Here is a 24,975-nt window from a genome sequence, read left to right on the forward strand (position 1 = left end):
CCGTGGGAGCGGCCCCCCTCCCTCCCGGGAGGGAACGCGCGCCCACACAGCTCGCCGCTGCCCGCCCACGGTGGCGGCTGAAAGCCGCCAGCAATCGCCCGTCGATTGCAGTTCGCTCGACGGATGCCGACTCGTACCGATCCGACCCCCACCGCGCATCGTGCCGTCCACAGCTCGCCTCTCCTCGGTTGGTTGGCCGTGGTCTCGGTGGCGATGGGCATCTTCGTCATCGTCACCGCCGAGATCCTTCCGATCGGCCTGTTGACCTCGATCGGTTCCACGTTCGGCGTCTCCGACGGCATCGCTGGCCTGACCATGACCATGCCGGGCGTGCTGGCGGCGGTGTCGGCACCGACCGTCACCGTCGCCGTCGGCCGGCTCGACCGGCGGATGCTGCTGTGCGGCCTGATCCTGCTGCTGGCCGCGGCGAACATCATCGCTGCCGCCGCGACGTCCTATCCCGTCCTGGTGGCGTCCCGAGCGCTCGTCGGCATCGTGATCGGTGGCTTCTGGTCGATCGGCGCGGGCCTCGCCCCGCGGCTGGTGCGGCCCGAACGTGTCGGCGTGGCAACCGCGGTGATCTTCTCTGCCGTACCGCTGGGATCGGTCTTCGGCGTTCCGGCCGGGACCTTCATCGCCCAGCTCGGTGGCTGGCGCACCGCGTTCATCGTGCTCGGGGCGCTCACCGTGGTCGTGCTACTGGCGCTGGTCGCGGTGCTACCGCCACTGCCCGCCGCCCAGCCGGTCAGGCTCGCCGCGTTGGTGGATCTGGTGCGTAATCGCACCGGCCGCACCGCACTGATCCTGACGGTCCTCATCGTGACCGCGCACTTCGGCACGTACACCTACGTGTCCCCGTTCCTGCAGCACGTTACCGGCGTCGGCTCGGTCACCCCGTTCCTGCTGGTCTACGGCATCGCCGGCGTCCTGGGCAACTTCGTCGCCGGCACGACGGTGCGACTCCGCCTGCGGGCCACCCTGGTTGCCAGCGCTGTCGCGCTCGCCTCGGCCACCGGGCTGCTGCCCACGCTCGGCACCGCAACGATCGGCGCGGTTGTGCTGCTCGCGGTATGGGGCGTCGCCTACGGGGCCGTTCCGGTCTGCTCGCAGTCCTGGTTCGCGGCTTCGGGCACGGGCCCGACCGAGGCCGCGTCCGTGCTGTTCACGTCGTCGTTCCAGGCGACCATCGCGCTCGGCGCGCTGCTCGGCGGCGTCGTGGTCGACGCGACGTCGCCGTCGATGCTGATGGTGATCGGCTCGGGCATCGCCCTGCTCGTCGCGTTGCTCGCGGCGAGGCCGACCGGCCTTCCCAGGCCCGTGCGGCAGTCGGCACCGGTCGCGGGCGACGCTGGCCGCCCCGCCGAGGCGAGTATGTGACCAGCCGGACACGACGCTGGTCAGTCGTTGGCCGATCGCCCCTCCGGTCCGTTCACAGACCGGAGGGGTCCGCCGGTGTCGCGGTAGCGGTCGTCGTAGGCACGGTGTCGTCCCCGGGCTGTGGTCTCGGCGGGGCTGGCCGGGCCGGGGCGGGAGGAACGCCGCGGTCTCCGGCCGCTCCAGGCGAAAAGATCGGTGTTCAGGATCTCCACCGGCGGCACCCGGCCGTGCGCGGCCACGAACCTGCCGGGCGGCCGGGTTCAGCCGGGTGCGACTTGAGACGGATCACCGGTCAGCAGCCGAGGCACGCCAGGCGGTGCCGCGCAGCAGACGCAGGCCGTTGAGGGCGACGAGGACGGTGGAACCCTCGTGCCCGGCGACGCCCAGCGGCAGCGGCAGGTAGCCGACGACGTCCCAGGCGACCAGAACGGCGATGGACGTACCGGCGATCACCAGGTTCGCCACGACGATCCGGCGGGCGCGCCGGGCGAGCCTGAGCAGCGCGGGCAGGGCGCTGAGGTCGTCGTGCACCAGCACCGCGTCGGCGGTCTGCAGGGCCAGGTCCGCCCCGCCCTGCCCCATCGCGATGCCGACGTCGGCGCAGGCCAGGGCGGGCGCGTCGTTGATTCCGTCGCCGACGACCAGCACCCTGCGCCCGGCGTCCTGCAGGGCGCGGACGCGGGTGGCCTTGTCGGCCGGTAGCAGCCCGGCGTGGCGGGCAGCGATGCCGAGCTCGTCGGCGAGCCGGGTGGCGGCGCCGGCGTTGTCGCCGGTGAGCAACTGCGGTTCCTGCCCGGTCAGGGAGGTGAGAGCCGCCACGCTGGACGCCGCCTCCGGACGCTTGCGATCGGTCAGGGTGAGCAGGCCCACCGGTGCGCCGTCGACCGCGACGAGCACGGCGGTGTGGCCGTCGTTCTCGGCGGCGCGGATGGCGGCCTGAGCCTCGGCACGTCCGGTCTGCGGCAGGTCGTCGAGCAGGGCAGGACTGCCGACACGAACCCGGCGGCCCGCGACGGTGGCGGTGACGCCCCGGCCCGGGAGGGCGGTGACGTCGTGCACGGGCGGAAGCGGCAGGTGCCGGCGCCGGGCCTCGGCGACCACGGCGGCGGCGAGTGGGTGCTCGCTGTGCTGTTCCGCCGCCGCGGCGAGGCGGACCGCCTCGTCCTCGTCGGTACCGAACGACCGGACGGACGTGACGACGGGCGCGCCTTCGGTGAGGGTGCCGGTCTTGTCGAAGACGACGGTGTCGACGTCTGCGAGCTTCTCCAGGACGACGGCCGACTTGACCAGTACGCCGTGTCGCCCCGCGAGGGCGATCGCCGAGAGCAGGGGCGGCATGGTCGCCAGCACCACGGCGCAGGGAGACGCGACGATCATGAAGGTCATCGCCCGCAGCAGGGTCGGTTGCAGTGCCGCGCCGAGGACCAGCGGGACGACGAACAGCGCGAGGGTGGCGACGACGACGCCCACCGAGTACCGCTGCTCGACCTTCTCGATGAACAGGTGGGTGCGAGCCTTGGTGGCTGACGCCTGCTCCACCTGAGCGACGATGCGCGCCAGCACCGTCTCCCCCGCCGGGCGGTGCACCCGCGCCAGCAGCGCCCCGGTGCCGTTGACGGTGCCCGCGAAGATCTCCTCGCCCGGGCGCCGATTCACGGGCATCGGTTCGCCGGTGATGCTGGCCTGGTCGACCTCGCTCGTTCCTTCCACGATCACCGCGTCCGCGCCGATGCGCTCGCCCGGACGTATCAGGATCACGTCGTCGACCCGCAACCGGGCGGGGTGGACGGTCTCCTCGCGTCCGTCGGCGATCCGGGTGGCCTGCTCGGGAGTCAGGTCGAGCAAGGCACGGACGGAGTCGGCGGTGCGTGCGGTCGCGAACGCCTCCAACGCTCCCGAGGTGGCGAAGATGACGATCAGCAGGGCACCGTCGAAGACCTGCCCGATGGCGGCGGCGCCGACTGCCGCGACGATCATCAGGAGGTCGACGTCCAGCGTACGGTCACGCAGGGCTCGCAGACCTGACAGCGCCGGCTCCCAACCACCCGCCACGTAGCAGGCGAGATAGAGCGCCCACCACAGCGGCGCCGGTGCGCCTGCGAGGTGCGCGGCGCCACCGAGGGCGAACAGCACCAGAGCCGTCGCCGCCCACCGCACCTCGACCAGGGCCCACATCCGACTTCGCAGGGAGCGGGCCGGTGCGGCGTTAGCCGCCAGAATCCGGGCCCGATGAGATGTCGTCGTCACGGCCGCAGCATACCTGCGAAGGTACGCATACAGCTGAACAGGTATGCAGAACGATGACGGTATGATGCCGGCATGCACACGTCGTTGCCGGACTTCCGCATGCCGCACGACGAGCAGGTCCAACTCGCCGCCGAGGGGTTCCGGCTACTCGCCGATCCCACCCGCATCAAGATTCTCTGGGCCTTGATGCAGGGCGAGTCCTCCGTCGCATGCCTGGCCGAACTGGTCGGCGCGGCACCCACCGCCGTCAGCCAGCACCTCGCGAAACTGCGTCTGGCGGGACTGGTACGCGGCCGGCGCGAGGGCACCTTCGTCTACTACTCCGCCGCCGACGTCCACGTGCAGCGACTGCTCGCCGAGGCGCTCTTCCACGCCGACCACCACGACAGCGGCACCACCGCCCACGCTCCCGTCCGGCCGACCGGCCAGACGGGGGACGCGCACGTCCAGCATCGACCGTAGGGGCGCCGGCAGCCGTACGCCCACGACGCCGCGGTCGACACCCGCCCGCAGCGCTACCCGGCCGTGAAGCTGAGCCGCACGTTGACACGGGACAGGCAGTCAGAGCCAGCCGCGCTCGCGGGCCTGCCACCCCAGCTGCATCCGCGACCGCGAGTTGCTCAGCTCCATCAGGTGTTGCACCCGGCGGACCACCGTGCGGCGGCTGAGGCCCAGCCGCGCGCCGACCGCCTCGTCGGTCAGGCCGGCGACGAGCAGGGACAGCAGGTGCCGGTCGGCGGCCGAGACGGTCGCGGCGGCGGCGAGGTCGGCGGAGTCGGCCACGGACAGGGGCGTGGCCTGGGTCCAGACGGTCTCGAAGAGCGCGATCAACGCGTCGAGCAGACCACACGGGTGTACCAGCAACGCCGCGTCGTGTGCCGACCGCGTCCAGGCCAGCGGCAGCAGGGCCAGTTCCCGGTCGGCGACGGCAAGCTTGGTCGGCAGGCCGTGCGCCAACCGGGCGTGCTCGCCCTCCTGGACATGGACGACGACGCTCTTGACGAAGCCCGGGTCGGTCAGGGCGTCCACGTCGTACACCGCCCGGTAGGTGATCCCGGCGGCCTGCCGTTCGAGCTGCTGGCGGTTGACGTCCTTCGGCACCGCGTACGGCGGCGCCACCAGCACCCGCATCTGCTGACGGGCGGCACGTTGCAACCGGTCGAAGGCCTGCGCGACCGCCGCCCGGCCGGACACGATCTCGATCAGCTCCTCGGTGCGCCGGTTGCTGGCCCGGCTGCGCGCCTCCTGCGCGAGGCGGTGCGCGGCCGCCCGTACGCCCTCCAGCTCCTCCTGGCGGCGGCGGACCTGTTGTTCCACCGCCAGCTCAGGGGGAACCGGAACGACCCGCTCCTCAGGAGCCGGGGTGTGGTGCACGAAGCCCTTGCGCTGCAGGGAGAGCACCGCGCGGCGCACCTGGGCGGGGGTGAGCCCGGTCCGGGCGGTCAGCTGCGTCAGCGTCGCACCGCCCTGGCGGACCAGGGCGAGGTAGGCCGCCTCCTCCGCCGCGCTCAGCCCCGCCGGTCCAAGCACGATCGTCCTCCCTGGCGCATCTGGGCCGTGTCACAGCTGCGCTGACTCTAGATCCTTTACGGGCCTGCTCACCAGGTGTGACGCTGCCTGCCGTACGGCCGGCACGTCAAAGGAGTCTCGTGTTCAGCTCGTTACGTAGAGTGCTCGCCGCGGTGGTGGCTGCCGTCACCGTGGTCGCCGCCACGCCGTCGACCGGAACGGCCTTCGCCGCTGACGCAGTTGCGCCAAGCGCGCCGCCCGGCTCGGTGTACACGGTCACGCTGATCAACGGTGACGTCGTCCGGCTCACCCGCTTCGCCGACGGCCGGCAGGAGGCGACCGTCGACGACCGGGGCACACCCGACCGCCCCGGCTTCCGACTGTCCCACCGCGACGGTGACGTCTACGTGGTGCCGGAGGAGGCGTTGCCGTACGTCTCCGCCGGCCTGCTCGACGAGGCGCTGTTCAACGTCACGGATCTGGTCGCCGAGGGCTACCACGACGCGGCCAGTCCGACCCTTCCGCTGCTGGTGGCCGGGACGCCCGCCACCGCCGGCGCTCGTGCGGTGGTGCCGGACACCCCGCCCGGCGCCGCTCGGACCCGGGTGCTGTCCAGCATCGGCGCGGTCGCGGTCACCGGGCGCAAGACGGAGGCGCGGGCCCTCTGGGCGGCGCTGACGGCCGGGCCGCGTACCCTCGCCGGCGGCGCCCGGAGGGTGTGGCTGGACCGGCGGGTCCGCGCCGACCTGGCCGACAGCGTGCCTCAGATCGGCGCGCCGGCGGCGTGGCAGGCCGGGTACGACGGGCGGGGCGTCACCGTGGCGGTGCTCGACAGCGGTTACGACCCGACCCACCCCGACCTGGCCGGCCGGGTGGTCGCCACCGCCGACTTCACCACCGAGGGCGGTACGGCGGTCGACCGGTTCGGGCACGGTACGCACGTCGCCGCCACCATCGCCGGAGCCGGGAAGGCCGGACGCGCCGGTGGCCGGGGCGTGGCCCCGGGCGCCCGGCTGCTCGTCGGCAAGGTCCTCGACGACTCCGGCTACGGCGACCTCTCCTGGGTCATCGCCGGTATGGAGTGGGCGGTGGGCCAGGGCGCTCGCGTGGTCAACGTCAGCCTCGGCGCGCAGTCGTACGGCGGCCCGGACCCGGTCAGCGAGGCGGTCGACGCGCTGAGTGCCAGCTCGGGCACGCTCTTCGTGGTGAGCGCCGGCAACTCCGGCCCCGGGCCGCAGACCGTCGGCACGCCCGGCATCGCCACCGCCGCGCTGACCGTGGGCGCGGTGTCCAAGCAGGACGAGCTGGCGGGCTTCTCCAGCCGTGGCCCGCGCCTCGACGACGGCGCGGTCAAGCCCGAGATCACCGCACCGGGTGTCGGGATCGTGGCGGCCCGGGCGGCCGGCACCTCGCTCGGTGAGGTGGTCGACCGGTCCTACACCGGGATGTCCGGTACCTCCATGGCGGCGCCGCACGTGGCCGGCGCGGCCGCGCTGCTCGCGCAGGCCCACCCCGACTGGCGGCCCGAACAGCTCAAGGCCGCGCTGGTCGGCAGCGCCAGGCCGGTCGACACGGCGCCGGTCTGGGCGCAGGGCGTCGGCCGGGTGGACGTCCCGGCGGCGCTGGGCCGGACCGTCCAGGTCGACACCGCCAACGTCGTGTTCGGGCAGGTGCCGGCCGGGTCCGGCCCCCGCCGTGCCGACGTGGTGTACCGCAACACCGGCAGCAGGCCCCTCACCCTGGACCTGGCGGTGGCCGCCACCGACACCGGCGCCACCGGCCGGGCTGCCGCGCTGACCGTCACGCCGGCCCGGCTGACCATCGCCGCCGGTGGACGGGCGACGGCGACCGTACGGCTGGACACCGCGGCGACCAGGCCGAACCAGTACGCCGGGGTGCTCACCGCGACCGCTGCCGGACTGCGACTGCGTGTCCCGCTCGGCGTCAGCGTGACCCCGCCGGTGCACACCCTCACCATCGAGGCGACCGACCGCGACGGCCAGCCGGCCGCCGGATTCCCCAACCGGGCCGAGCTGTGGAACCTGGACACGGGCGAGCAGCACTACGGGTTCTTCTCCGACGGCCGGGCGACGGTGGAACTGCCCGCCGGCCGGTACTCCGTGATGGGGCTCGTACACAGCCTGGACGACAGCGGCACCGAGACGGACATCACCCTGGCGGGCGATCCGGAGCTGCGCGTCGACGCGGACCGCACCCTGCGCCTCGACGCGCGCGCCGGCAACGAGATCCGCATGGACGTCGCGGACCCGACCGCGGTCAGCCGCGCCGCCATCTCGTGGCAGCGCACCGCCGGGAGCCGGTCGAACCTGTCCGGCTGGGCGTTCAACCCGCGGCACGTCCGGCGGGTCTACGCGGTACCGACCCGACCGGTCTCCACCGGTACGTTCCAGTTCTTCAGCCGATGGGATCTGAGCGCCCCCGAGCTGACCGCCGAGGTGACCGGCGCCGGCGGCTTCCGCCTGGCTCGCCCGCTGCCGGTGGAGTACGCGCCGTTGTTCGACGGCACCCGCGCGTTGCCGCTGGTCGACGGCGGCGACGGCGAGCCCGCCAGGCTGGGGGCCGCCCGCGGTGCCGCGCTGCTGCTGCGGTACGTCGGTGCGGAGACGGTCGCGGAGCAGTTGCGGGCCGCGGCCGCGGCCGGTGCCGTGGTGGTGTTCTTCGCCTCCGGTGAGCCGGGGAGCATCGCTGCGAGCGGCGCCGGCTCGTCGGTGCCGGCCTACACCGTCGAGTACGCCGACGGCCAACGGCTGCGCGAGCGGTTGGCGGCCGGGAAGGTCACCGTCAGCCTGACCGGCGTGGCCCACAGCCCCTACCGCTACGACCTGCTGCTGGCCGAGCCGGGCCGGATCCCCGCCGACCTGCACTACACGGCAGCCGAGCTGGCGCTGGCCACCGTGGAGAGTGAGTTCCACCAGCACGCGCCGGAGATGTGGGCGCTGGACTCGAGGGCCGGCTACCCGGCCGGGGTGAGCGTCGCGTTCGGCTTCAACCGGGCCGTGGGCGCGGGGCAGCGACGTACCGACCACGTCAACACCGGCGGGGTGCTCTGGCGCGCTCAGGCCAGCGCCGAGGGTGAGAACCGGGGCCGGCTCCAGGGCACCATGTACGGTCCTCTCCGGGCCTACCGGCCCGGCGAGCGGACGCGGGAGGTGTGGTTCCCGGCGCTGACCCGGCCGGCCGTCCCGCTGGCCGTGCCCAACTATCCGTACGGGACACCGGTCAACCGGTGGCACGACAGCATCCGGGTAGCCGTGCCGCAGTACGCCGACGGTGCCGTCGGGGCGTACGGCTGGATCGACGGCGACTCCGACCGGGCACGGTTGACCCTGCGCCGCGGTGACCAGGTCGTCGGCAGCACCGCCGGATCATCGCAGCAGTTCACGGTCGGCCCGGGCAACGGGACGTACCACCTGACGCTGGACGTCACCCGGGACAGCTTCCCGGGGAGGGTCTGGTGGACCACCTCGACCGCGACCTCCACCACGTGGACGTTCCGGTCCAGGCGACCCGGGGGCGAGCAGCCGCAGGTGCTGACGCTGCCGCAGGTCCGCTACGACATCCGAACCGACCTGTCCAACGCGGTGCGCGCCGATCAGCCGTACCCGCTGACGCTCAGCCCCGGCTATCAGCCGGGCGCGACCGGACCCGGCCGGTTCGACGTCACGGTGCGGGTGTCCTACGACGACGGCGCCCACTGGCGGAAGGTGCCTGTCCGGGGCACCGGAACGGTGACGGCGACCATCCCGGCGGCACCGACGAACGCCCGCTTCGCCACCGTCCGGGTCACCGCCACCGACCGCGCCGGAAACCGCATCGGTCAGACCATCACCCGGGCGTGGAAGGTGCTGCCCTGACCAGACCTCACCGGTCGGACGGCCCGCCCCGCCGCTGCGACGGCACGGGCCCGGCCGACACCGTGGAGAGCGGTCCCCACTGGCTCTCCACGGCCGGCGGTGCCGGGCGACCACCCCTGTCGCCCGGCACCGCCCACTCGCGAGCTGCGTGTCGAACGGCACGCCCGACTTGTTCGGTTCGGCGTTGGCCTTGCCCAGTGCCGGCGGCGGGATCAGGGCCGCCAGCCGCACGCGGCACGCAGCAACGGAACGCGGAGAAGATCGGCGGTACGTGCTGCGGTGTCGTCGCCGGGATCTTCGGGGTAGAGGTCGCGCAGCACGGCGGTCTGGAATGCCCGGGTGATCCGGGTCGGCAGCAGACGCCGGTGCTGCACCCGGGCGAGAACTCGTTCGTCGGGCCGAGCGTGGCGCAGGGCCGGACCGACCAGGTTGGCCGTTGCCACGGTGACGTCCGGGTGATGCTCGGCGTCACGCAGGGCCCGGCCCCGGTGGTCCGACGTGGCGGGCCGACACCGCGGAGGTGCCGCCCCTTGGGCGAGGGCCGTTGAGTCGGGGCACCCAGGGCCGTTGAGTATCTGTGACCAGGTGAGCGGCTTGCGAGCGTTCCTATCCTTGACGCGTGGTGATGACCTTCCTGCGTCAGTGGACGCTGCGGTTCGCGAGCTTCTCGTTGACCGGCCTCTACACGCTGCACCAGGTTCATCCGGCGGTATGGCGGTTCATGGCGCGCAACTACCGTCCGTACATGGGTCGCTTCGCTCGGCTGCACGCGTGGATGACCTGCCAGTTCGCCGCGATCGACGTCCCCGCGTACGGCGACTTCCTGCGCCGCAACGGATGGCGGTTCCGCTGGTTCGACCTGTCGTCGTACCCGTCGACCGACAAGCAGTCGTACGTGATGGCGTACCCGGAGGCCGAGCGCTGCTGGCACGGTGAGATCGAGATCGCCGGCAGCGTCGTCGACGAGTCCTCTGGCTCGTCCGGTCAGCCGTTCAACTGGATCCGCAGCCGCCGCGAACTGCGCTCGGTGCACAAGAACCTGGCCGGCTACGCCACCATGGTGTTCCCGTCGAAGCGGCGCTTCGTCATCAACGCGTACTCGATGGGCGCCTGGGCCACGGGCACCAACACGGGCATCGCCATGTCCACGATCGCCATGGTGAAGAACACCGGCCCGGACCTGCAGAAGATCGCGGACACGCTGCGGTACTTCGGGCCCGGCTTCGAGTACATCGTCACCGCGTACCCGCCGTTCCTCAAGCATCTGCGCGACAAACTCGACGCCGAGGGCTTCCCCTGGAGCGAGTACCGCATCAGCGGTCTGGTCGGCGGCGAGGGGATGACCGAGGCGCTGCGTGACTACCTGGAGGAACGCTTCCTCAAGGTGCGCTCCGGCTACGGCGCCAGCGACCTCACCATCGGTATCGCCGGGGAGACCGACTTCACCGTCTGGGTCCGTCGCCGGCTGCGCACCGACGCCGCCCTGCGGGCCGCCCTACTCGGCCCCGACGAGCACCGGCTGCCGATGGTCTTCCAGTACAACCCGCTCGAGACCTACCTGGAGACCAACGCCGACCACGAGGTGATCTGCACGATCAACTCGACGGCGGTGCTCACCCCCAAGGTCCGCTACAACATCGGCGACGAGGGCCGGCTGATCGCGTACCCTGACGTGTTGGCCGCGATCGGCGACCCGGCCGCGCGGCTCGACGCCGAGCGCGCGGCGCGGACCGACCGGATGCGGCTGCCGTTGCTGTTCCTGTTCGGCCGCAAGGACAGCACGATCTCGTACATGGGTGCCAACATCTACCCGCAGGACGTCGAGTACGGCCTCTACGCCGGCAATCCCCTCGCGCACCTGCTGCAGAGCTTCTGCCTGGAACTGGAGGAGCACGCGGACCTGGAGAGCCGGCCAGTGATCAACCTGCAGTTGCGCGAGGATCTCGCGCTCGGCGCCGACGAGCGGCTGGCCCTCGCCGAGACCTGCCGCGACGGGGTGCTGCGCTACCTCTCCGAGGCCAGCCGGGACTTCGCCGAGTCCCTCGCCGAGGACCCGTCCGCGGCCGACCTTCGGGTGAAGGTCCATGACTACGGCACCGGACCGTTCGCCGGCACCACGACCAAGATCAAGAATGTGTACCTGGTGAAGGGCGCGACGGCGTGAGGACCTCCGACTTCTCCGCCGCGCCGCCGGTCGGTCAGGCGACCGCCATGTTCGTCGGCGCCACCCGGTACCGGGGGCCACGCTCGATCCTCACCCTGACCCGCACCTGGTTCAGGATGGTCAAGCAGATGAAGCGCATGGACGGATACCGGTGGCACACCGTGTATTACCAGTTCCCGTTCACGCTCGGCACCATCGCGTTCTTCAGCGACCGCGACGCGCTGCTGAAATTCGCCCGCAGCCGCCACCACCGCGACCTCATGTGCTGGGTGACCGACCACGGCACGCGGAACGCGACCGGCGGCTACATCCGGCTGTACAACGCCGAGCCCGAGGGCTACAGCAACGGCGTCTGGCGCGCCGAGGCCGACGGCATGGCGCACATCCCGACCTTCACCCCGCTGTCCACCGAGACGGCCGGCCCGCCGGTGCACCGCGCATGAGAGTGACTCCGGTGAGGTCACGGGCCGACCTGCGAGCGTTCGTCGACCTCCCGCTTCGACTGCATCCGACCAACCGGTACGTGCCCCTGCTGTCGTCGGTGATCGCCGCGCACCGGCGTACCGCCGAACTGTTCCTCGTCCGCGACGAACGCGGCACGGTGGTCGGGCGCACCAGCGTGCACCGCAGCGCCGCCTTCGACGCCAAGGTCGGCCCGCGGCAACTGTTCGGGCACACCGAGTTCGTCGACGACGACGCGGTCTTCGCGGCCATCCTGGACACGGTCGAGGCCCGGGCCGACGGTCGGCCGCTGTTCGGACCGGTCGCGTTGCTGCCCAACCAGACCGGCGGGGTGATCACCTCCGGCTTCGCCGAGCGCGGCTTCGTGGATTCGGCCTGGAACCCCGCCTACTACCCCGCGACGTACGAGCGGCACGGCTTCCGGCGCCGCTTCGAGGCCGACACCTGGCTGGTCGACCTGGGCGGCAGGGCCTCCGCGGGCGGCTCGACCACGGCCGACGCCGACCGTGATCACGGGTTCAGCTTCGACGACGCCCGCATCGCCACGGAACGGCTCACCATCCGGCACGGCTCCCGGCGGCACTTCCGCGAGCAGCTGCCGATCCTGCGGCGGCTGCTCAACGCCAGCTTCGCGCAGCTCGGCTACTACACCGAGATCTCCGCCGAGCAACTGGCCGAGCAGACCGACGGCCTCGCGTACCTGCTCGACGAGGGGTTGCTGCTCTGGCTGGAGAAGGCCGGCCGGCCGATCGCGTTCGTCGTGACGGTGCCGGACATCTCCGAGTTCCTCATGGCGGTCGGTGGCCGGCTCGGCCCGCTCAACCAGCTCCGCCTGCTGGCCACCCGCGCCCGGTACCGCCGCGACGCGGTGCTCATCATCAAGGGCACCGTGCCCGAGGAACAGGGCAAGGGGTACCTGACCCTGCTGTCTCGCCAGTTGCACCGCAATCTCGCCGCCGGCGGGTACCGGACGCTGCGTAGCACCTTCGTCGAGCGGGAGAACGCCGCCTCGGCCGCCCAGTACCGGCGGGCCGGCGGGCGGCCGCTGCACGGATACACGTTCTACGAGAAGGCACCGGCATGACCTGGGTCGAGCAGCTCCGGGCGCACGAGGCGGTCTGCCGCCGGGCGCCCAGCGCACACAACACGCAGCCGTGGCGGCCCGGGTACCACGCCGACCAGATCGTCATCGACGTCGACCCGGCCCGTACCCTGCCCGACTCCGACCCGACCGGGCGCGACCTCGGCCTCGGAATCGGCGCGTTCGTCGAGACGTGCCTCATCGTCGCCGCCGACCTCGGCCTCCATGTCACCGCGGCGCCCGGTCCCCGCCTGGTCGCCGCGACGCACCGGTACGCGACCCCGTTCACGATCGCCGACATCGAGGCCCGCCGGGTCGCCCGCGGCCGGTACGCTGCCGGGCCCGTCGACGCGGCCGCGCTCGCCGACCTCGGACCCGGCTTCGTCCACCTTCCCGCCCGGGATCTCGCGAGCGAACTGGTGGTCGCCGACCGCTGGCAGTTCGACACCTGGCCCGTCGCGATCGAGCTGCGCGACTGGCTGCGCCTCGATCCCCGCCATCCGCGCTACCACCTCGACGGTCTCACCGACCGGGCCCTCGTCCTGTCCCGGTTCGAGGCGCGGTTCCTGGCCGCCGCGCTGCGCGCGTACCCGCTCACGCGACGGCTGGGCCTCGCGGCGCTGCTGGCCGCCAGCGGCCGGAACCTCCTGCGGTACGACGGCAGCGTCCTGGTCATGCTGCCGGCGGGCGACGACCACATCACCGCGGGGCGACGCCTCCTGCGGGGCTGGCTGGCCCTCGCCCGGCACGGCCTGGCGGTCCATCCGCTCAGCCAGCTCATCGACTGTCCGGTGACCGCCGCCCGGCTCGCCGAACGGGTGGGTGCCCAGCCGCTCGCGGTGTTCCGAGTCGGCCGGCCCCTCGCCGAGCCGACCCGCTCGGCCCGGCTCCCACCTCAGCGTCGAGTGGCGCAGAACCACCGGCAGTAGTACCCACCGCACCGTCTCCCAGCCGAGCGTCGCGGTGTGGAGGCGTCGTGCCGCCTCGTCGGGAGCGACGCCGCCTGCCTCGAGGCCGCACTCCGGGCAGCCGGACGTCACCACGTTTGTGGTCGAACCCGAGCGGAGCATGCGCGGGGCGGGGTCGTGACAGGTGATCAGCGGAAGGCGTCGGCGTGTGCCTCCGCCCACTGGCGGAACGTCCTCGCCGGCCGGCCGAGGAGGTCGGGGACCGTCGGACGCACGACGGTGTCGTCGTACGCCCCGTCGACGAAGAAGTTGACGAACGCGTCGACGTATTCGGGCGGCATGGTGGCAGCCAGTTCCGCCCGGGCTTCGTCGTCCGTGAGTGGGTGCAGGTACAGGTCCCGACCGAGCAGGCGGGCCAGGATGCGGATGCGGTCGGCGGGCAGGATGGCCTCGGGACCGGTGAGCCGGTAGATGGCGTGGTCGTGGCCTGGTGTGGTGAGGGCGACCGCGGCGACCGCGGCGATGTCGAGGGGGTCGATGCCGGCGACAGGCACGTCGGCGAACGGCTCTCGCACGACGTTTCCGGCACGTAGCTGTGGCAGCCAGCGCAGGGCGTTGGAGTGGAAACCGCTGGGGCGCAGGATGGTCCACGCGAGGCCGGCGTCCTTGACGGCCGCCTCGGCGACGGCGTGGTAACGAACGACCACGTTGGCGTGGTCGCCGCCGTCGACGGCTCCCGATGACAGCAGGACGACGTGCCGGGCTCCGGCGTCGCGGATCTTCGTCAGCAGGCCGGGCATGTCGGCGTATCCACTGAGGAGAAAGACGCCGCGCACCCCGTTGAGCGCCGCGGTCAGGCTGGCGGGGTCGTTGAGATCGCCGGTCGCCCGTTCCACGTCGGGCGGCAGCGACGAGTCCCGGTCGGTGCGGGTGAGCGCGCGCACCGGCTCACCGGCCCGGCGCAGTGCGTGGACCAGTTCTCCGCCGACGTTGCCGGTGGCACCAGCTATGAGCAGCATGTCGATCTCTCCTGGGTGGGTACGAGGCGTGGGGCTCGACGCGGGGCGGCCCGATGGTCGCTTGCCACGATCCCGTGGGGCCGGCGCGGGGCTGCGTCCGCCGATCGGTGCCCCACGCCAGGGGCGTAGACGGTTCGATACGGTCCAGGCGGTCCGTGCCCCAGCCTGTCAGCGCACCGACACCGCGCAGAAGACGGAGTGGCTGCAGGAACGCCTGCAGGAACCTGCGCGACCCGCTGGCGGCGAGAACACGTACCGGCGGGTGGACCGTCAGGCGCCGGTACGGCGCGGGGACGGAAGTGGGAGGTTGGCTGCCTGGACCGTGAGGGCCAGCTGGACCCGGTTCTGGGTCGCCGTCTTGCTGAGGATGGCGCTGATGTAGCCCTTGACGGTCGGGACGGTGAGGTGGAGGTCGGCGGCGATCTGCGCGTTCGACTTGCCATCGGCGACCGCGGTGGCGACCTGCATCTCGCGGGCGCTCAGCTGCTGGAGACGGCGTTGTGCCGCCTGTCGGTCGGTGCCGTGACCGGCGTCTGCCGCAAGCATGGTGATGACACTGCGAGCGACCTCGGGCGACAGCATGCTGCCTCCGTCGCGGACCGACCGGACGGCCCGGACGATGTCTTCCGGTGGGGCGTGCTTGAGCAGATAGCCGACCGCGCCGGCCCGGACGGCCCTGGCGACCAGATCGTGGTCGTCGAACGTGGTGAGGACGACCACCGCGGGGCTGTTGCCGCGTTCCCGCAGGCGCTGTGTGGCGGTGATGCCGTCGATCGTCTTCATCCGCAGGTCCATCAGCACGACGTGGGGACGGTGCAGGTCGACCATGCCGGGCACATCGGAGCCGTCGGCTGCCTCGGCCACCACGCGGATGCCGTGGACGCCATCCAGCATGGCCCGCAGGCCCATCCGTACCAACGGGTCGTCGTCCACCAGCGCGACGCGGGTCGTCTCCGGCAGCTCTTCCATGCCTAGATCTCCCACGGGAGTCGCGCGCTGACGACAAACTGGTTGCCGGCTCGTCCTGACCTGAAGCTCCCGCCCAGGAGCGAGACCCGTTCGCGGAGCCCGATCAACCCGGTCCCCGTGCCGGGGATGCCCGCCGCCGTTGGCCTGCCGCCGAGCGGAGTGCTGACGGTAACGACGATCTCCCCCGTTTCGCCCGCTTTGACCGTGATGTGGACCGGCGACGCGGGCGCGTGCTTGCGGGCGTTCGTCAGGCACTCCTGGACGATCCGGTACGCGGTCGCGGCGGCGTTCGGGGAGGTTGCGAGGTCCGCCTGGTCGATGCGCTGGTCGAGGTGGATCTCCGTACCGCTGAGCCGGGACTCCTGCACGAGCGTGGCCAGGTCGTCCAGCGTGACCTGGGGCTGCAGCGCGTTCGCCTCGCCGGCCTGCCCGTCGCGCAGGATCCCGATCACCTTGTGGAGGTCACCGAGCGCGTCGTGGCTGGCCTGCCGGACGATGGTGGCCATGGAGCGCGTCTGCTCCGGTGACAGGTCGCACCGGAAGGCGAGCGCCCCGGCGTGAACGCTGAGCAGCGACAGGCGGTGGGCGAGAGTGTCGTGCATCTCCCGCGCGATCCGGCGCCGCTCCTGGTCGCGGATGGTCGCCGCGAGCAGTGCCTGCCCGGCCTCCAGATCGTGGGCGCGCTCCAGGACGGCGCGCAGGTAGCCGCGTTGGGCGCGGATCATCAGGCCCCAGCCCACGACGGCCAGGTTCATCAGCCCGCCCATGGTGATCTGGGTCTGGTAGCTGTAGCCGGCGGCTTGGGGATACAGCAGCGGAAAGCAGAACGTGGCGGCCAGCTGCGCCGCGGTCAGTGCCACGACGACCTTCGGGCGTACGCGAATGGCTGCGGTGAGCAGCGCGACCATGGAGGCGCCGGCGGCGGATGCGGACACGGCCGACGCGGCGATGGTCAACCCCCCGACCGCCGCCGGGCATCTTCGCCGCCACGCCAGCGAACCGCAGGCGACGGCGCCGAGTACCAGGTCGGTGACCAGGCCGGCACGGGTGTGGGCGCCGATGGTCGGGATCAGGATGAAGCCGCCGAACCCGATCGCGGCGAGGAGAAGGACGACGTCGACCAGAAGCTGGCGGCGGATCAGACCGAGGCGATCTCCTGAGCCGGCGACGGTGGAGTAGACGAGCGTGTGCCACCGGCCACGGGGCGGGGTCGGCGGCGCAGCCGGCGGACTTGTCACGTTGTCCGAGGTTAGCCAGCCTGGCGCGGCGCACCAACCTACTTCGGTAGGGTGCTGGGCCCTTCGCTGGTCGTACCGATTCGCCCTGCTCGGGGCGGTGTGGGAACCGCGTCGGGCCTTCCAGACTCGAGCTGATCTTCGACCACGGACCGATCGGATGGCAAGCTTGATCAGCTCGAATCTCCCACGTGACGCCGCGCAGGACCCGTTGCGGGTCGTCGGGCTCACGAAGTCCTATGGGCCCGCCGGCCAGGTGGTTGCCCTGGCCGGCGTCACGGCGTCCTTCGCGGCCGCGACGTTCACCGCGGTGATGGGGCCGTCCGGCTCCGGCAAGACCACGTTCCTGCAGTGCGCCTCCGGGCTCGACCGGCCCACGGCGGGGACCGTCTTCGTCGACGGCCGCGAGTTCCCGTACGGCAGCGAGGCGGCCGCCACCCGCTTCCGGCGCACCCGCATCGGGTTCGTCTTCCAGCAGTACAACCTGCTGCCGACGCTCACCGCCCTGCAGAACGTGATGCTGCCGATGCGACTGGCCGGAAGACCGGTCCAGCGCAGGCAGTGCCTGGCCCTGCTCGACCAGGTCGGTCTGGGCGGCCACGCCGACCGCAGGCCGAGCGAGCTGTCCGGCGGCCAACAGCAACGGGTGGCGATCGCCCGCGCGCTGGCGTCCAGGCCGTCGATCGTGTTCGCCGACGAGCCGACCGGCGCGCTCGACAGCGCCAGCGCGTCGGCGGTGCTCGCGCTGCTGCGCCGGGCGGTGGACGACCACGGCCAGACGGTCGTCATGGTGACGCACGATCCCATCGCGGCCGGGTTCGCCGACTCGGTGGTCTTCCTCGCCGACGGACGGATCGTCGGCACGCTGCAGGCGCCCACGGCGGCCGCGGTATCGGAGCAGATGGTGCGGCTCGACGCCGGCCGGCGCAGTGGCGGTCCGCGATGACGATGCTCAGGCTCGCGTTCGGCTCGCTACGCTTCCGCCGAGGCGCCTTCATCGCGACATTCATCAACGTGTTCGCCGGCGCGACCGTGCTCATGGCGTTCGCCTCGCTGCTCGACACCGCCCGGGGGGATGGTGTCTCCGCGGCCGACGCGTCATCGCTGCGGACGATCGCCGGTGCGGTCGGTGGCTGGGGCCTGGTCATCGTGGGGTTCGGCGTCGCCTCGACGACCAACCTGGCGGTTCGGCAACGGCAGGCCGAACTCGCACTGCTCAAAGCCGTCGGTGCCACACCCCGCCAGATCGGCCGCCTGATCATCGGCGAAGGGATGGTCGTCGCGGTCGTGGCCGCCGCGCTGGGCGTCGTCCCCGCCTTCCTGATCGGCCGCGCGGTGCTGGCGGCGCTCAGCCGCACCGACCAGATCGCCCACGACGTCGCCTACCAGATCGGGTCCCTCGCCCTCGTGGCGGGACTGTCGACGACGCTGCTCGCCTCGTTGGGCGCCACCGCGGTCATCGCCCGCTCGGCCGGGCGGGTCAGTGCCCGGGAGGCGTTGAGCCACGCCGCCGTCGAGAGCCGAGCGGTCGGTAAGGGTCGGGTGATCGCAGGTGGTGTCCTGCTCACCGCGGGGGTGGGCTGCGCCCTGGCGATCGCGACCGCGCTCAAGGACGAAGGCTTCACCACGCTGAGCGTCGCCGGTCAGGCCTGTATCGCCGCCGCGATCGGACTCGCGCTGCTCTCGCCGATCGTGCTGCGTGCGGTGGCCCTGCCGATCGAACTGGCGACGCGGCGGTCGGCCGCGGCGTCGGCGTACCTGGCGGTTTCGGCCGTGCGCGAGCGCACGAGACAGATCGCAGCCGTCACCATGCCGGTGATCGTCCTGACCGGCTTGGCCGTGGGAACCCTCTACATCCAGATGATTCAGAACGACACGAACGCTGCCGAGGGCATCGCGGTCACCGTCGAGGACAGGGGGGTCCGGACACTGAACCTGATCATCATCGGCATGATCAGCCTGTTCGCGGCAGTCGTGCTCATCAACAACTGCGTCGCGAGCCTGCTGGCGCGCCGGCAGGAGTTCGGCCTGGCCCGCAGGATCGGGGCCACGCCTGGGCAGCTCCTGCGGGCGGTGGCCTGGGAAACGACCATCGCCGCTACGTGTGGGCTGGTCCTCGGCACCGTCTCGGCCGCGATCGGTATCGCCGGATTCGCGTACGGGCGTACCGGCGCGGTGAGTCTCGACCTCGACAGCACCCCGTACCTGGCCGTCGTCGCCCTCGTCATCGGGCTGACCTGCGTCGCCAGCCTCCCGGCCGCCCGTCGGTCACTGGCCGTACCCATGATCGACGCCGCCGGGCCGGCCCGCCGCTGACGGCGACCAGCACGCGACCCTCCGACATCCCCACCTGCTAGTTAGGAGTCAAGCAATGACCAGGCACTCTCGGCGGGACATCCTGCGTTCGGCGGCGGCCCTGACGGGCGGCGCCGTCGCCGCCGGGGCCGGCGCGCTGCCGCTGATCGGCAGCACCGCCGCGGCGCAGACCGCACCGCCCTACGCCACCCCACCCGTCCGCCGGTCGGGTCGGCACCCGTTCCTCGAGGGCGCGTTCGCGCCGGTCCAGGAGGAGGTCACGGCCTTCGACCTGCCCGTCACTGGCCGGATTCCCCGTGAGCTGAACGGGCGCTACCTGCGCATCGGCCCCAACGTCCTCGGGCTGGAGGACCCCAGGGCGCACCACTGGATGCTCGGCGAGGGCATGGTCCACGGCGTGCGGCTGCGCGACGGCCGCGCCGAGTGGTACCGGAACCGGTGGGTCCGCTCCGCCGCCGTCGCCGCGAAGCTCGGCGAGCCGTACCCGTGGCCGGTGCCGGAACAGGACTACGCCTGCAACACGCACGTGATTGCGCACAACGGCCGGATCCTGACCCTGTTGGAGAGCGGTCCCCTGCCGTACGAGCTCGACGGGGAGCTGAACACCCTCGGCCCCTACGACTTCGGCGGGACCCTGAGCGGCGCGTTCACCGCGCACACCAAGCTCGACGCACACGCGGGCGAACTGCACGCGATCACCTACAGCCCGATGTGGGACCACGTACGTCACCTCGTCGTGGACCCGGCCGGTCGCGTCGCCCGCACCACCACGATCCCGGTGGCCGGCAGCCCCATGATGCACGACTTCGCGCTCACCCAACGGCACGTGGTCCTGTTCGACGTGCCCGTCACGTTCGATCCGGAGGCGGCCGCGGCGGGCCACCCCGTGCCCTACATCTGGAACGACCGGCATCCCGCCCGGGTCGGCGTGCTGCCTCGGGGCGGCGGCGACGTTCGCTGGTTCGACGCGCCGGCGGTGGTCGTGTACTCGCACACCCTCAACGCCTACGACCACGGGACGTCGATCGTGGTGGACCTGACCACGTTCCCAGCGCCCTTCTACGCTGCCGGCCGGGGCTCCGGCGGCCCGGGGGCCACCGGCACGCCGTCGCTGGATCGATGGACGATCGACCTCGCCCGTGGCCGGGTCCGGATGAGCAGGATCGACGACCGGCCGCAGGAGTACCCACGGATCAACGATGCCCTGGTCTCCCGCCGCCACCGCTTCGGCTACTCGGCCGCGGCGGCCGAGATGTTCCAGGCGTACCTGGCCGTCGACGGCACGCCGCCGGACCGCGCGTTCCACAACGCGCTGATCAAGCACGACCTGCTGCGCGGCACCTCCGAGGTGCACCGCTTCCCCAAGGGGGCGGCAGCCAGCGAGCCGGTCTTCGTCCCGGCCCGCCACCCCGGCCCCGCAGCCGGGGAGCACCGGGCGGCCGAGGACGACGGGTACGCCCTGGCCTACGTGCACAACCCGGACCGCAACGCGTCGGACCTGGTGATCCTGGCGGCCCAGGACTTCACCGGCAAGCCGGTCGCCCGGGTCCAGCTTCCGGCCCGGGTGCCCCTCGGCTTCCACGGCAACTGGGTCCCCGACGCGTAACGGAACCACCCCTTCCCGACCGCCTCCGGCTCCACACCATCGGCCCCGCCCGCGGACGATGGTGTGGAGCCGGCGCGGCACCGCGGATCAGCCTCCGCGAACACCGGCGCCCGGTCGATGCCCGGTCGGGTCGGGCGGGGGGTGCAGATGTTTCTTCCTTCGCCACAATCCGGAGGTACCCGGTGAGTCTTGCCGGTCTCGGTGTCACCGCCGAGCAGGAACGTGTCTACCGATACTTCCTGCGCCGCCCACACGCGGACCTCGCGACGGCGGCCGCAGAGCTCGACATCCCTGGCCTGAGTGCGACAGTCGCCGAGCTGCGCACGCTCGGACTGATATCCGGCAGCCTGGTCGCGACCAAACCCGCGGTCGCGGTCGATCTGCTGGTACGCCGCCGCGTGGAACAGACGCAACGGCAACTGACCGAGCTGACCACCGCATGGGACGTGCTCACCGAACTCGCTGAGGAGCACCGCAGCGGCAAGGCGATCCACCTGGTTGAGCACATTCCCGACGGCCCCGGCGTCACCCAGCGCATGAACGCGGTGATGGCCGCCGCCCCGGAGGACTTCATGTACATGAAGCCGCTCGCGACATACAGCAGCTCCCCCGGACCGCTGCACACCTTGCTCGCCGCCGGGCTACGCTGCCGCACGTTGTTTTCGGCTCAGGCCCTGCGCGACCCACGGCAGGCCCGTCACGCGAGGCTCTGGCATGCTCGCGGAGACCTGCACCGGGTCACCTCCGAGCCGGTGCGGCACCTGGCCATCGTCAACCGCAGCGTGGCGTTCGTCCAGGCCGATCCGGCCGGGCCGGAGGCCGGCGCGCTGCAGATTCGCCAACCCGGGCTCGTAGCCGTGCTCGTCGACGTGTACGAGGGCATGTGGAGCCGCGCCCGCGACGTCGACGACCGGCCCCTGTCCCCCATCGAGCACCAGGTCCTGGATGCGCTGACCCGGTACGACACCGACGACGCCGCCGCACGGGCCCTGAACATCTCGGTTCGCAAGTTCCGGGCCCACGTCGCCGACCTGATGGCCCGCCTGGGCGCCAGGACCCGGTTCCAAGCCGCTCTGTACGCCAGAGACCGAGGCTGGCTGTAGCAGCGGCCACCGCGGCGACCGCGCCCTGCGCCGGCTCCTCGTGCCGGCCAGCGCCGGCGCTGTCGTGCCCCAGCTCGATCGAGGGGCAGGTGACACGCGGAACGGTAGCGGGGTGGGGCCGGGTCCGGTCCCGGCTCGGCACCCGTCCGGCACCCGAAGGCGAGACCGCGGCCCGGCCTGACGAGGAGATGCAGGATCCTGCAAAGGATCTGCAGCCACTTCACCTGCCGTGATCGCCTGTCGGGCTGCGACGCTCGACGCATGGATCGTCTAGATGTCATTGACACCTGCACCCGACTGGTCTGGCACACCGACCGGCGGGAATGGGACCGCCTCACCGAAATCCTCGCCGAACAGGTGACGCTGGACTACACCAGCCTGAACGGCGGGGAACCGGTCACGCTGACCCCGGCCGACATCGTGAACGCCTGGCGGAGCACGCTCGGCGGCTTCGACGCCACCCAGCACCTGCTGGCCAACCATCTGGTCACGATCGAGGGCGACGACGCCGTCTGCACGGCGGCATTTCAGGCCACCCACCGAAAGGCCAGCCCTCATGGGGCAGCACTGTGGACACTCGGCGGCACCTACTCGTTCAACCTGACCCGCGACACGGGCGGCTGGCGGATCACCGGGGTGGTCATGACGGCCCTGTGGGGCGACGGCAACCGGGGGCTGCTGCCATGAGAGCGCGCACGATCATCGCGGTGACAGCGGCCGTCGTCCTCGCGGGAGCCGCGATCGCAATGATGAGCAGCGACCACATGCGGGCGGTCGCCGAAGACGCTGTCACGCCGCTGCCGGTCCCGACCGGATCGCAGGGGCCTCTCGATCCGGCCGCGCAACGCTACTTCGACGCGGTCTCCGCCAAGGACCCGGACGCCGTCGCGGCCGCGTTCGCAGCCGACGCGGTCGTCGTCGACGTCGGTCGCGAGATCCGTGGTCGCGACGCCATCCGCCGCTGGGCCGAGCGCGAGGTCGTCGGCGGCGTCTACACGCTGCTCGGCCACACGCCGCACCCAGACGGCGTCACCGTGCTGGTCCGCTTCCAGCCCGGCGGCGTCGGCGGCTTCCGCGCCAACTACCGCCTCACCCTGACCGACGGCCTGATCAGCCGGGCCGACCTCGAGTACGCCTGACGACCCCACGAGATCCAGGAGCAACACCATGAAGCACGAACGCGTCACCTTCGACAGCGACGGAGCCACTCTCGTCGGCAATCTCTACCTGCCCGACACGACCGCCGGGCCGGTGCCCGGCGTGGTGGTGGCCGGCACCTGGACCAGCGTCAAGGAACTGATGGCCGACCGGTACGCCCAACGCCTGGTCGGCTACGGCTACGCGGCGCTGTCGTTCGACTTCACCGGCTTCGGCGAGTCCGAAGGCGAGCCCCGCGATGTGGAGAACCCCGCGCGGAAGGTCGCCGACATCCACCACGCGCTCACCTTCCTGGCCGCGCATCCGGCCGTCGACCGCGACCGGCTCGCCGAACTCGGCATCTGCGCCGCGGCCATGTACATGGCCGACAACGCCGCCCACGACCCGCGGGTCAAGGCCCTCGCCCTGGTTGCCCCATGGCTCCACGACGCGACGATCTGCGAAGCCACCTACGGTGGAGCTGACGCCGTCGCCGCCAGGATCACCACGGGCCGTGAGGCCCGCGCCCGATACGACGAAACCGGCGAGGTCGACTACGTCCCGGTCGTCAGCACCACCGACCCGCGGGCGGCGATGCCCTACGACATCGACTTCTACCTCAACCCGGCCCGCGGGGGCGTCCCCGCCTGGCCCAACCGATTCGCCGTCATGGCCTGGCCGGACTGGCTCACCTACGACGCCATCAGCCTCGCGCCGCAGATCACCCAACCGACCGTCATCGTCCACAGCACGGATGCCGCCATCCCGGAGGGCGCCAGCCGGTTCCACGCCGGCCTCGCCGGCCCCAAGGACATCCTCTGGAGCCAGGGCACCCAGTTCGACTTCTACGACCAGGAGCCACAGGTGACCACCGCCACCGACACCGTCGCCGCTCACCTGCGCCGACACCTGCACCACTAGGCCCTCACGTGCGGCCCCGGGAACCACGCCCGGGGCCCACTACCGTCCAGGAGCAACCGGTGACCACCAGACGATCACAATCCATCGGGCCCCTGACATCCGCGCCTCACGCCGAACGCGGTCGCCCGGACGTGCGGTCCGTCAGTCGGGGCCGTCGTGGAACGTCCCGCGGCGCAGAGGATGCGCGTGCGACGCGGGCCGACGAGCCGCCCGTGCCCCTCAGCTGCCGCGTCAACGCGGCCGTCCGGCCACCCGGGACAGTGTCGGCCGCGCACCCGCGGGCAGCGGGCCGGCGCGCACGTCCACGAGTTCCACTGACCGACAAGACCGGGATGTACGGACGAGCTGGCTGTCGACACGGCGCCGAGCACAGGTGGAGGGAAGAGTGACCGACGAGGCCAAAGGCGCGGCCAACGAGGCGACGTTCATGTCCGCGCTGGTCACCGAGCACTTCGTGTTGCAGTCCGCGGCCAGCACCACGGTCAGCGAAGCCGCCGGCCGCGCCTCGCTGTTCACCGTCACCCTCTCCAGCTCCCTGGTCGCGCTGGGTTTCGTCGCCCAGTCCGGGACGCTGCTGGTGCCGTTCGTGGCCACGACCATTCCCGTCATCGTCATGCTCGGCGTCTTCACCGTCGTACGATTGGTGGACACCGGCGTGCAGAACGTGCAACTGCTGGCGAAGATCGCGAACATCCGGGCGTACTACCGGACACTCAGCCCTCAGGCCCCGGCGTTCTTCGCCCCGTGGGGCGCCACCGGCGCGGCCGGTGCCACCGAGGCCCTCGCCACGCTCGGGGTACGACGAAGCTGGCGGACGGGCTTGTTCACCATGGCCAGCATGGTTGCCGCTGTCAACAGCTTCGTTGCCGGCGTCGGCGTGGCCCTGGCCTGGGTGTGGATCACAGGTAGGGCACAGACGTTGGTTGCGCTCCCGCTGGGGCTGCTGGCGGCGATCGCAGGCATGAGCGGGTTCCTGCGGTATCAGGACCGCCGCTACAAGGCGTTGGAAGCCGGGCTGTCATGAGCCACCGGACCGGGAGGGGAAC

21 protein-coding genes are annotated in these 24,975 nt (G+C 72.0%); 15 read left to right on the forward strand and 6 right to left on the reverse strand.

The window, feature by feature from the left end; translation table 11 throughout:
* Positions 1-198: 198 nt before the first annotated feature.
* Positions 199-1,377 carry an MFS transporter gene (locus ACSNOB_RS10510; RefSeq protein WP_436686512.1) on the forward strand — a complete coding sequence of 393 codons (1,179 nt, stop codon included), beginning with the start codon at positions 199-201 and terminating at the stop codon, positions 1,375-1,377.
* 285 nt (positions 1,378-1,662) lie between these two features.
* Here ACSNOB_RS10510 and ACSNOB_RS10515 read toward each other — a convergent pair whose 3' ends face one another.
* On the reverse strand, positions 1,663-3,552 hold the full coding sequence (locus ACSNOB_RS10515) for a heavy metal translocating P-type ATPase (RefSeq protein WP_436686430.1): 1,890 nt from the start codon (positions 3,550-3,552) through the stop codon (positions 1,663-1,665).
* 144 nt (positions 3,553-3,696) lie between these two features.
* Between ACSNOB_RS10515 and ACSNOB_RS10520 the strand changes: the two genes are divergently transcribed.
* Entirely contained in the window at positions 3,697-4,086 is a 390-nt protein-coding gene (locus ACSNOB_RS10520; RefSeq protein ID WP_436686431.1) for an ArsR/SmtB family transcription factor, read from the forward strand.
* A 99-nt stretch (positions 4,087-4,185) separates the two neighbouring features.
* On the opposite strand, the gene ACSNOB_RS10525 is transcribed toward ACSNOB_RS10520, so the two are convergent.
* A complete protein-coding gene (locus ACSNOB_RS10525) occupies positions 4,186-5,154 on the reverse strand; it encodes a helix-turn-helix domain-containing protein (protein ID WP_436686432.1) in 969 nt (322 codons plus the stop codon).
* A 155-nt stretch (positions 5,155-5,309) separates the two neighbouring features.
* Here ACSNOB_RS10525 and ACSNOB_RS10530 point away from each other — a divergent pair, with 155 nt between their 5' ends.
* On the forward strand, positions 5,310-9,008 hold the full coding sequence (locus ACSNOB_RS10530; RefSeq protein ID WP_436686433.1) for a S8 family serine peptidase: 3,699 nt from the start codon (positions 5,310-5,312) through the stop codon (positions 9,006-9,008).
* Between the two features lie 212 nt (positions 9,009-9,220).
* On the opposite strand, the gene ACSNOB_RS10535 is transcribed toward ACSNOB_RS10530, so the two are convergent.
* Positions 9,221-9,451, reverse strand: coding sequence for a hypothetical protein (locus ACSNOB_RS10535; RefSeq protein ID WP_436686434.1), 231 nt, complete (start codon positions 9,449-9,451; stop codon positions 9,221-9,223).
* A gap of 182 nt (positions 9,452-9,633) precedes the next feature.
* Here ACSNOB_RS10535 and ACSNOB_RS10540 point away from each other — a divergent pair, with 182 nt between their 5' ends.
* Genes ACSNOB_RS10540 through ACSNOB_RS10555 form a run of 4 tightly spaced genes read left to right on the forward strand, consistent with a single transcriptional unit; the run spans position 9,634 to position 13,644 of the window.
* A complete protein-coding gene (locus tag ACSNOB_RS10540) occupies positions 9,634-11,172 on the forward strand; it encodes a phenylacetate--CoA ligase family protein (RefSeq protein ID WP_436686514.1) in 1,539 nt (512 codons plus the stop codon).
* Positions 11,169-11,615, forward strand: a complete 447-nt coding sequence (locus tag ACSNOB_RS10545) for a DUF4188 domain-containing protein (protein ID WP_393111911.1) — start codon at positions 11,169-11,171, stop codon at positions 11,613-11,615. Before ACSNOB_RS10540 ends, ACSNOB_RS10545 begins: the two co-directional genes overlap by 4 nt.
* 11 nt (positions 11,616-11,626) lie before the next feature.
* Complete coding sequence (locus ACSNOB_RS10550; protein WP_436686435.1) at positions 11,627-12,718, forward strand: hypothetical protein; 1,092 nt, start codon at positions 11,627-11,629, stop codon at positions 12,716-12,718.
* On the forward strand, positions 12,715-13,644 hold the full coding sequence (locus ACSNOB_RS10555; protein ID WP_436686436.1) for a hypothetical protein: 930 nt from the start codon (positions 12,715-12,717) through the stop codon (positions 13,642-13,644). Before ACSNOB_RS10550 ends, ACSNOB_RS10555 begins: the two co-directional genes overlap by 4 nt.
* Before the next feature lie 167 nt (positions 13,645-13,811).
* Here ACSNOB_RS10555 and ACSNOB_RS10560 read toward each other — a convergent pair whose 3' ends face one another.
* From ACSNOB_RS10560 to ACSNOB_RS10570, 3 genes are all read right to left on the reverse strand, one after another.
* Entirely contained in the window at positions 13,812-14,642 is an 831-nt protein-coding gene (locus ACSNOB_RS10560) for an NAD(P)H-binding protein (protein ID WP_436686437.1), read from the reverse strand.
* Between the two features lie 270 nt (positions 14,643-14,912).
* On the reverse strand, positions 14,913-15,611 hold the full coding sequence (locus tag ACSNOB_RS10565) for a response regulator transcription factor (RefSeq protein ID WP_436686438.1): 699 nt from the start codon (positions 15,609-15,611) through the stop codon (positions 14,913-14,915).
* A gap of 2 nt (positions 15,612-15,613) precedes the next feature.
* The gene (locus ACSNOB_RS10570; protein ID WP_436686439.1) at positions 15,614-16,849 is read right to left on the reverse strand and encodes a sensor histidine kinase; all 1,236 of its coding nucleotides are present in this window, start codon (positions 16,847-16,849) and stop codon (positions 15,614-15,616) included.
* A gap of 157 nt (positions 16,850-17,006) precedes the next feature.
* On the opposite strand from ACSNOB_RS10570, the gene ACSNOB_RS10575 reads away from it, so the two are divergent.
* From ACSNOB_RS10575 to ACSNOB_RS10610, 8 genes are all read left to right on the forward strand, one after another.
* Positions 17,007-17,792 (forward strand): ABC transporter ATP-binding protein, encoded by a 786-nt coding sequence (locus ACSNOB_RS10575; RefSeq protein WP_436686440.1) that lies wholly within the window; start codon positions 17,007-17,009, stop codon positions 17,790-17,792.
* Positions 17,789-19,162: an FtsX-like permease family protein gene (locus ACSNOB_RS10580; RefSeq protein ID WP_436686442.1), complete on the forward strand. Its 1,374-nt coding sequence runs from the start codon at positions 17,789-17,791 to the stop codon at positions 19,160-19,162. The genes ACSNOB_RS10575 and ACSNOB_RS10580 overlap by 4 nt, the downstream gene beginning before the upstream one ends.
* Positions 19,163-19,217: 55 nt before the next feature.
* Positions 19,218-20,768, forward strand: a complete 1,551-nt coding sequence (locus ACSNOB_RS10585) for a carotenoid oxygenase family protein (RefSeq protein ID WP_436686444.1) — start codon at positions 19,218-19,220, stop codon at positions 20,766-20,768.
* A 182-nt stretch (positions 20,769-20,950) separates the two neighbouring features.
* Positions 20,951-21,871 (forward strand): hypothetical protein, encoded by a 921-nt coding sequence (locus ACSNOB_RS10590; protein WP_436686445.1) that lies wholly within the window; start codon positions 20,951-20,953, stop codon positions 21,869-21,871.
* A 261-nt stretch (positions 21,872-22,132) separates the two neighbouring features.
* Positions 22,133-22,558 (forward strand): nuclear transport factor 2 family protein, encoded by a 426-nt coding sequence (locus ACSNOB_RS10595; protein ID WP_436686446.1) that lies wholly within the window; start codon positions 22,133-22,135, stop codon positions 22,556-22,558.
* Positions 22,555-23,010, forward strand: a complete 456-nt coding sequence (locus ACSNOB_RS10600; protein ID WP_436686447.1) for a nuclear transport factor 2 family protein — start codon at positions 22,555-22,557, stop codon at positions 23,008-23,010. The genes ACSNOB_RS10595 and ACSNOB_RS10600 overlap by 4 nt, the downstream gene beginning before the upstream one ends.
* A gap of 28 nt (positions 23,011-23,038) precedes the next feature.
* Positions 23,039-23,929 (forward strand): alpha/beta hydrolase, encoded by an 891-nt coding sequence (locus ACSNOB_RS10605; protein ID WP_436686449.1) that lies wholly within the window; start codon positions 23,039-23,041, stop codon positions 23,927-23,929.
* Positions 23,930-24,314: 385 nt separating this feature from the next.
* On the forward strand, positions 24,315-24,953 hold the full coding sequence (locus ACSNOB_RS10610) for a hypothetical protein (RefSeq protein ID WP_436686450.1): 639 nt from the start codon (positions 24,315-24,317) through the stop codon (positions 24,951-24,953).
* Positions 24,954-24,975: the final 22 nt, after the last annotated feature.

The organism is Micromonospora sp. URMC 106 (assembly GCF_051386395.1).
Taxonomy (GTDB): domain Bacteria; phylum Actinomycetota; class Actinomycetes; order Mycobacteriales; family Micromonosporaceae; genus Micromonospora.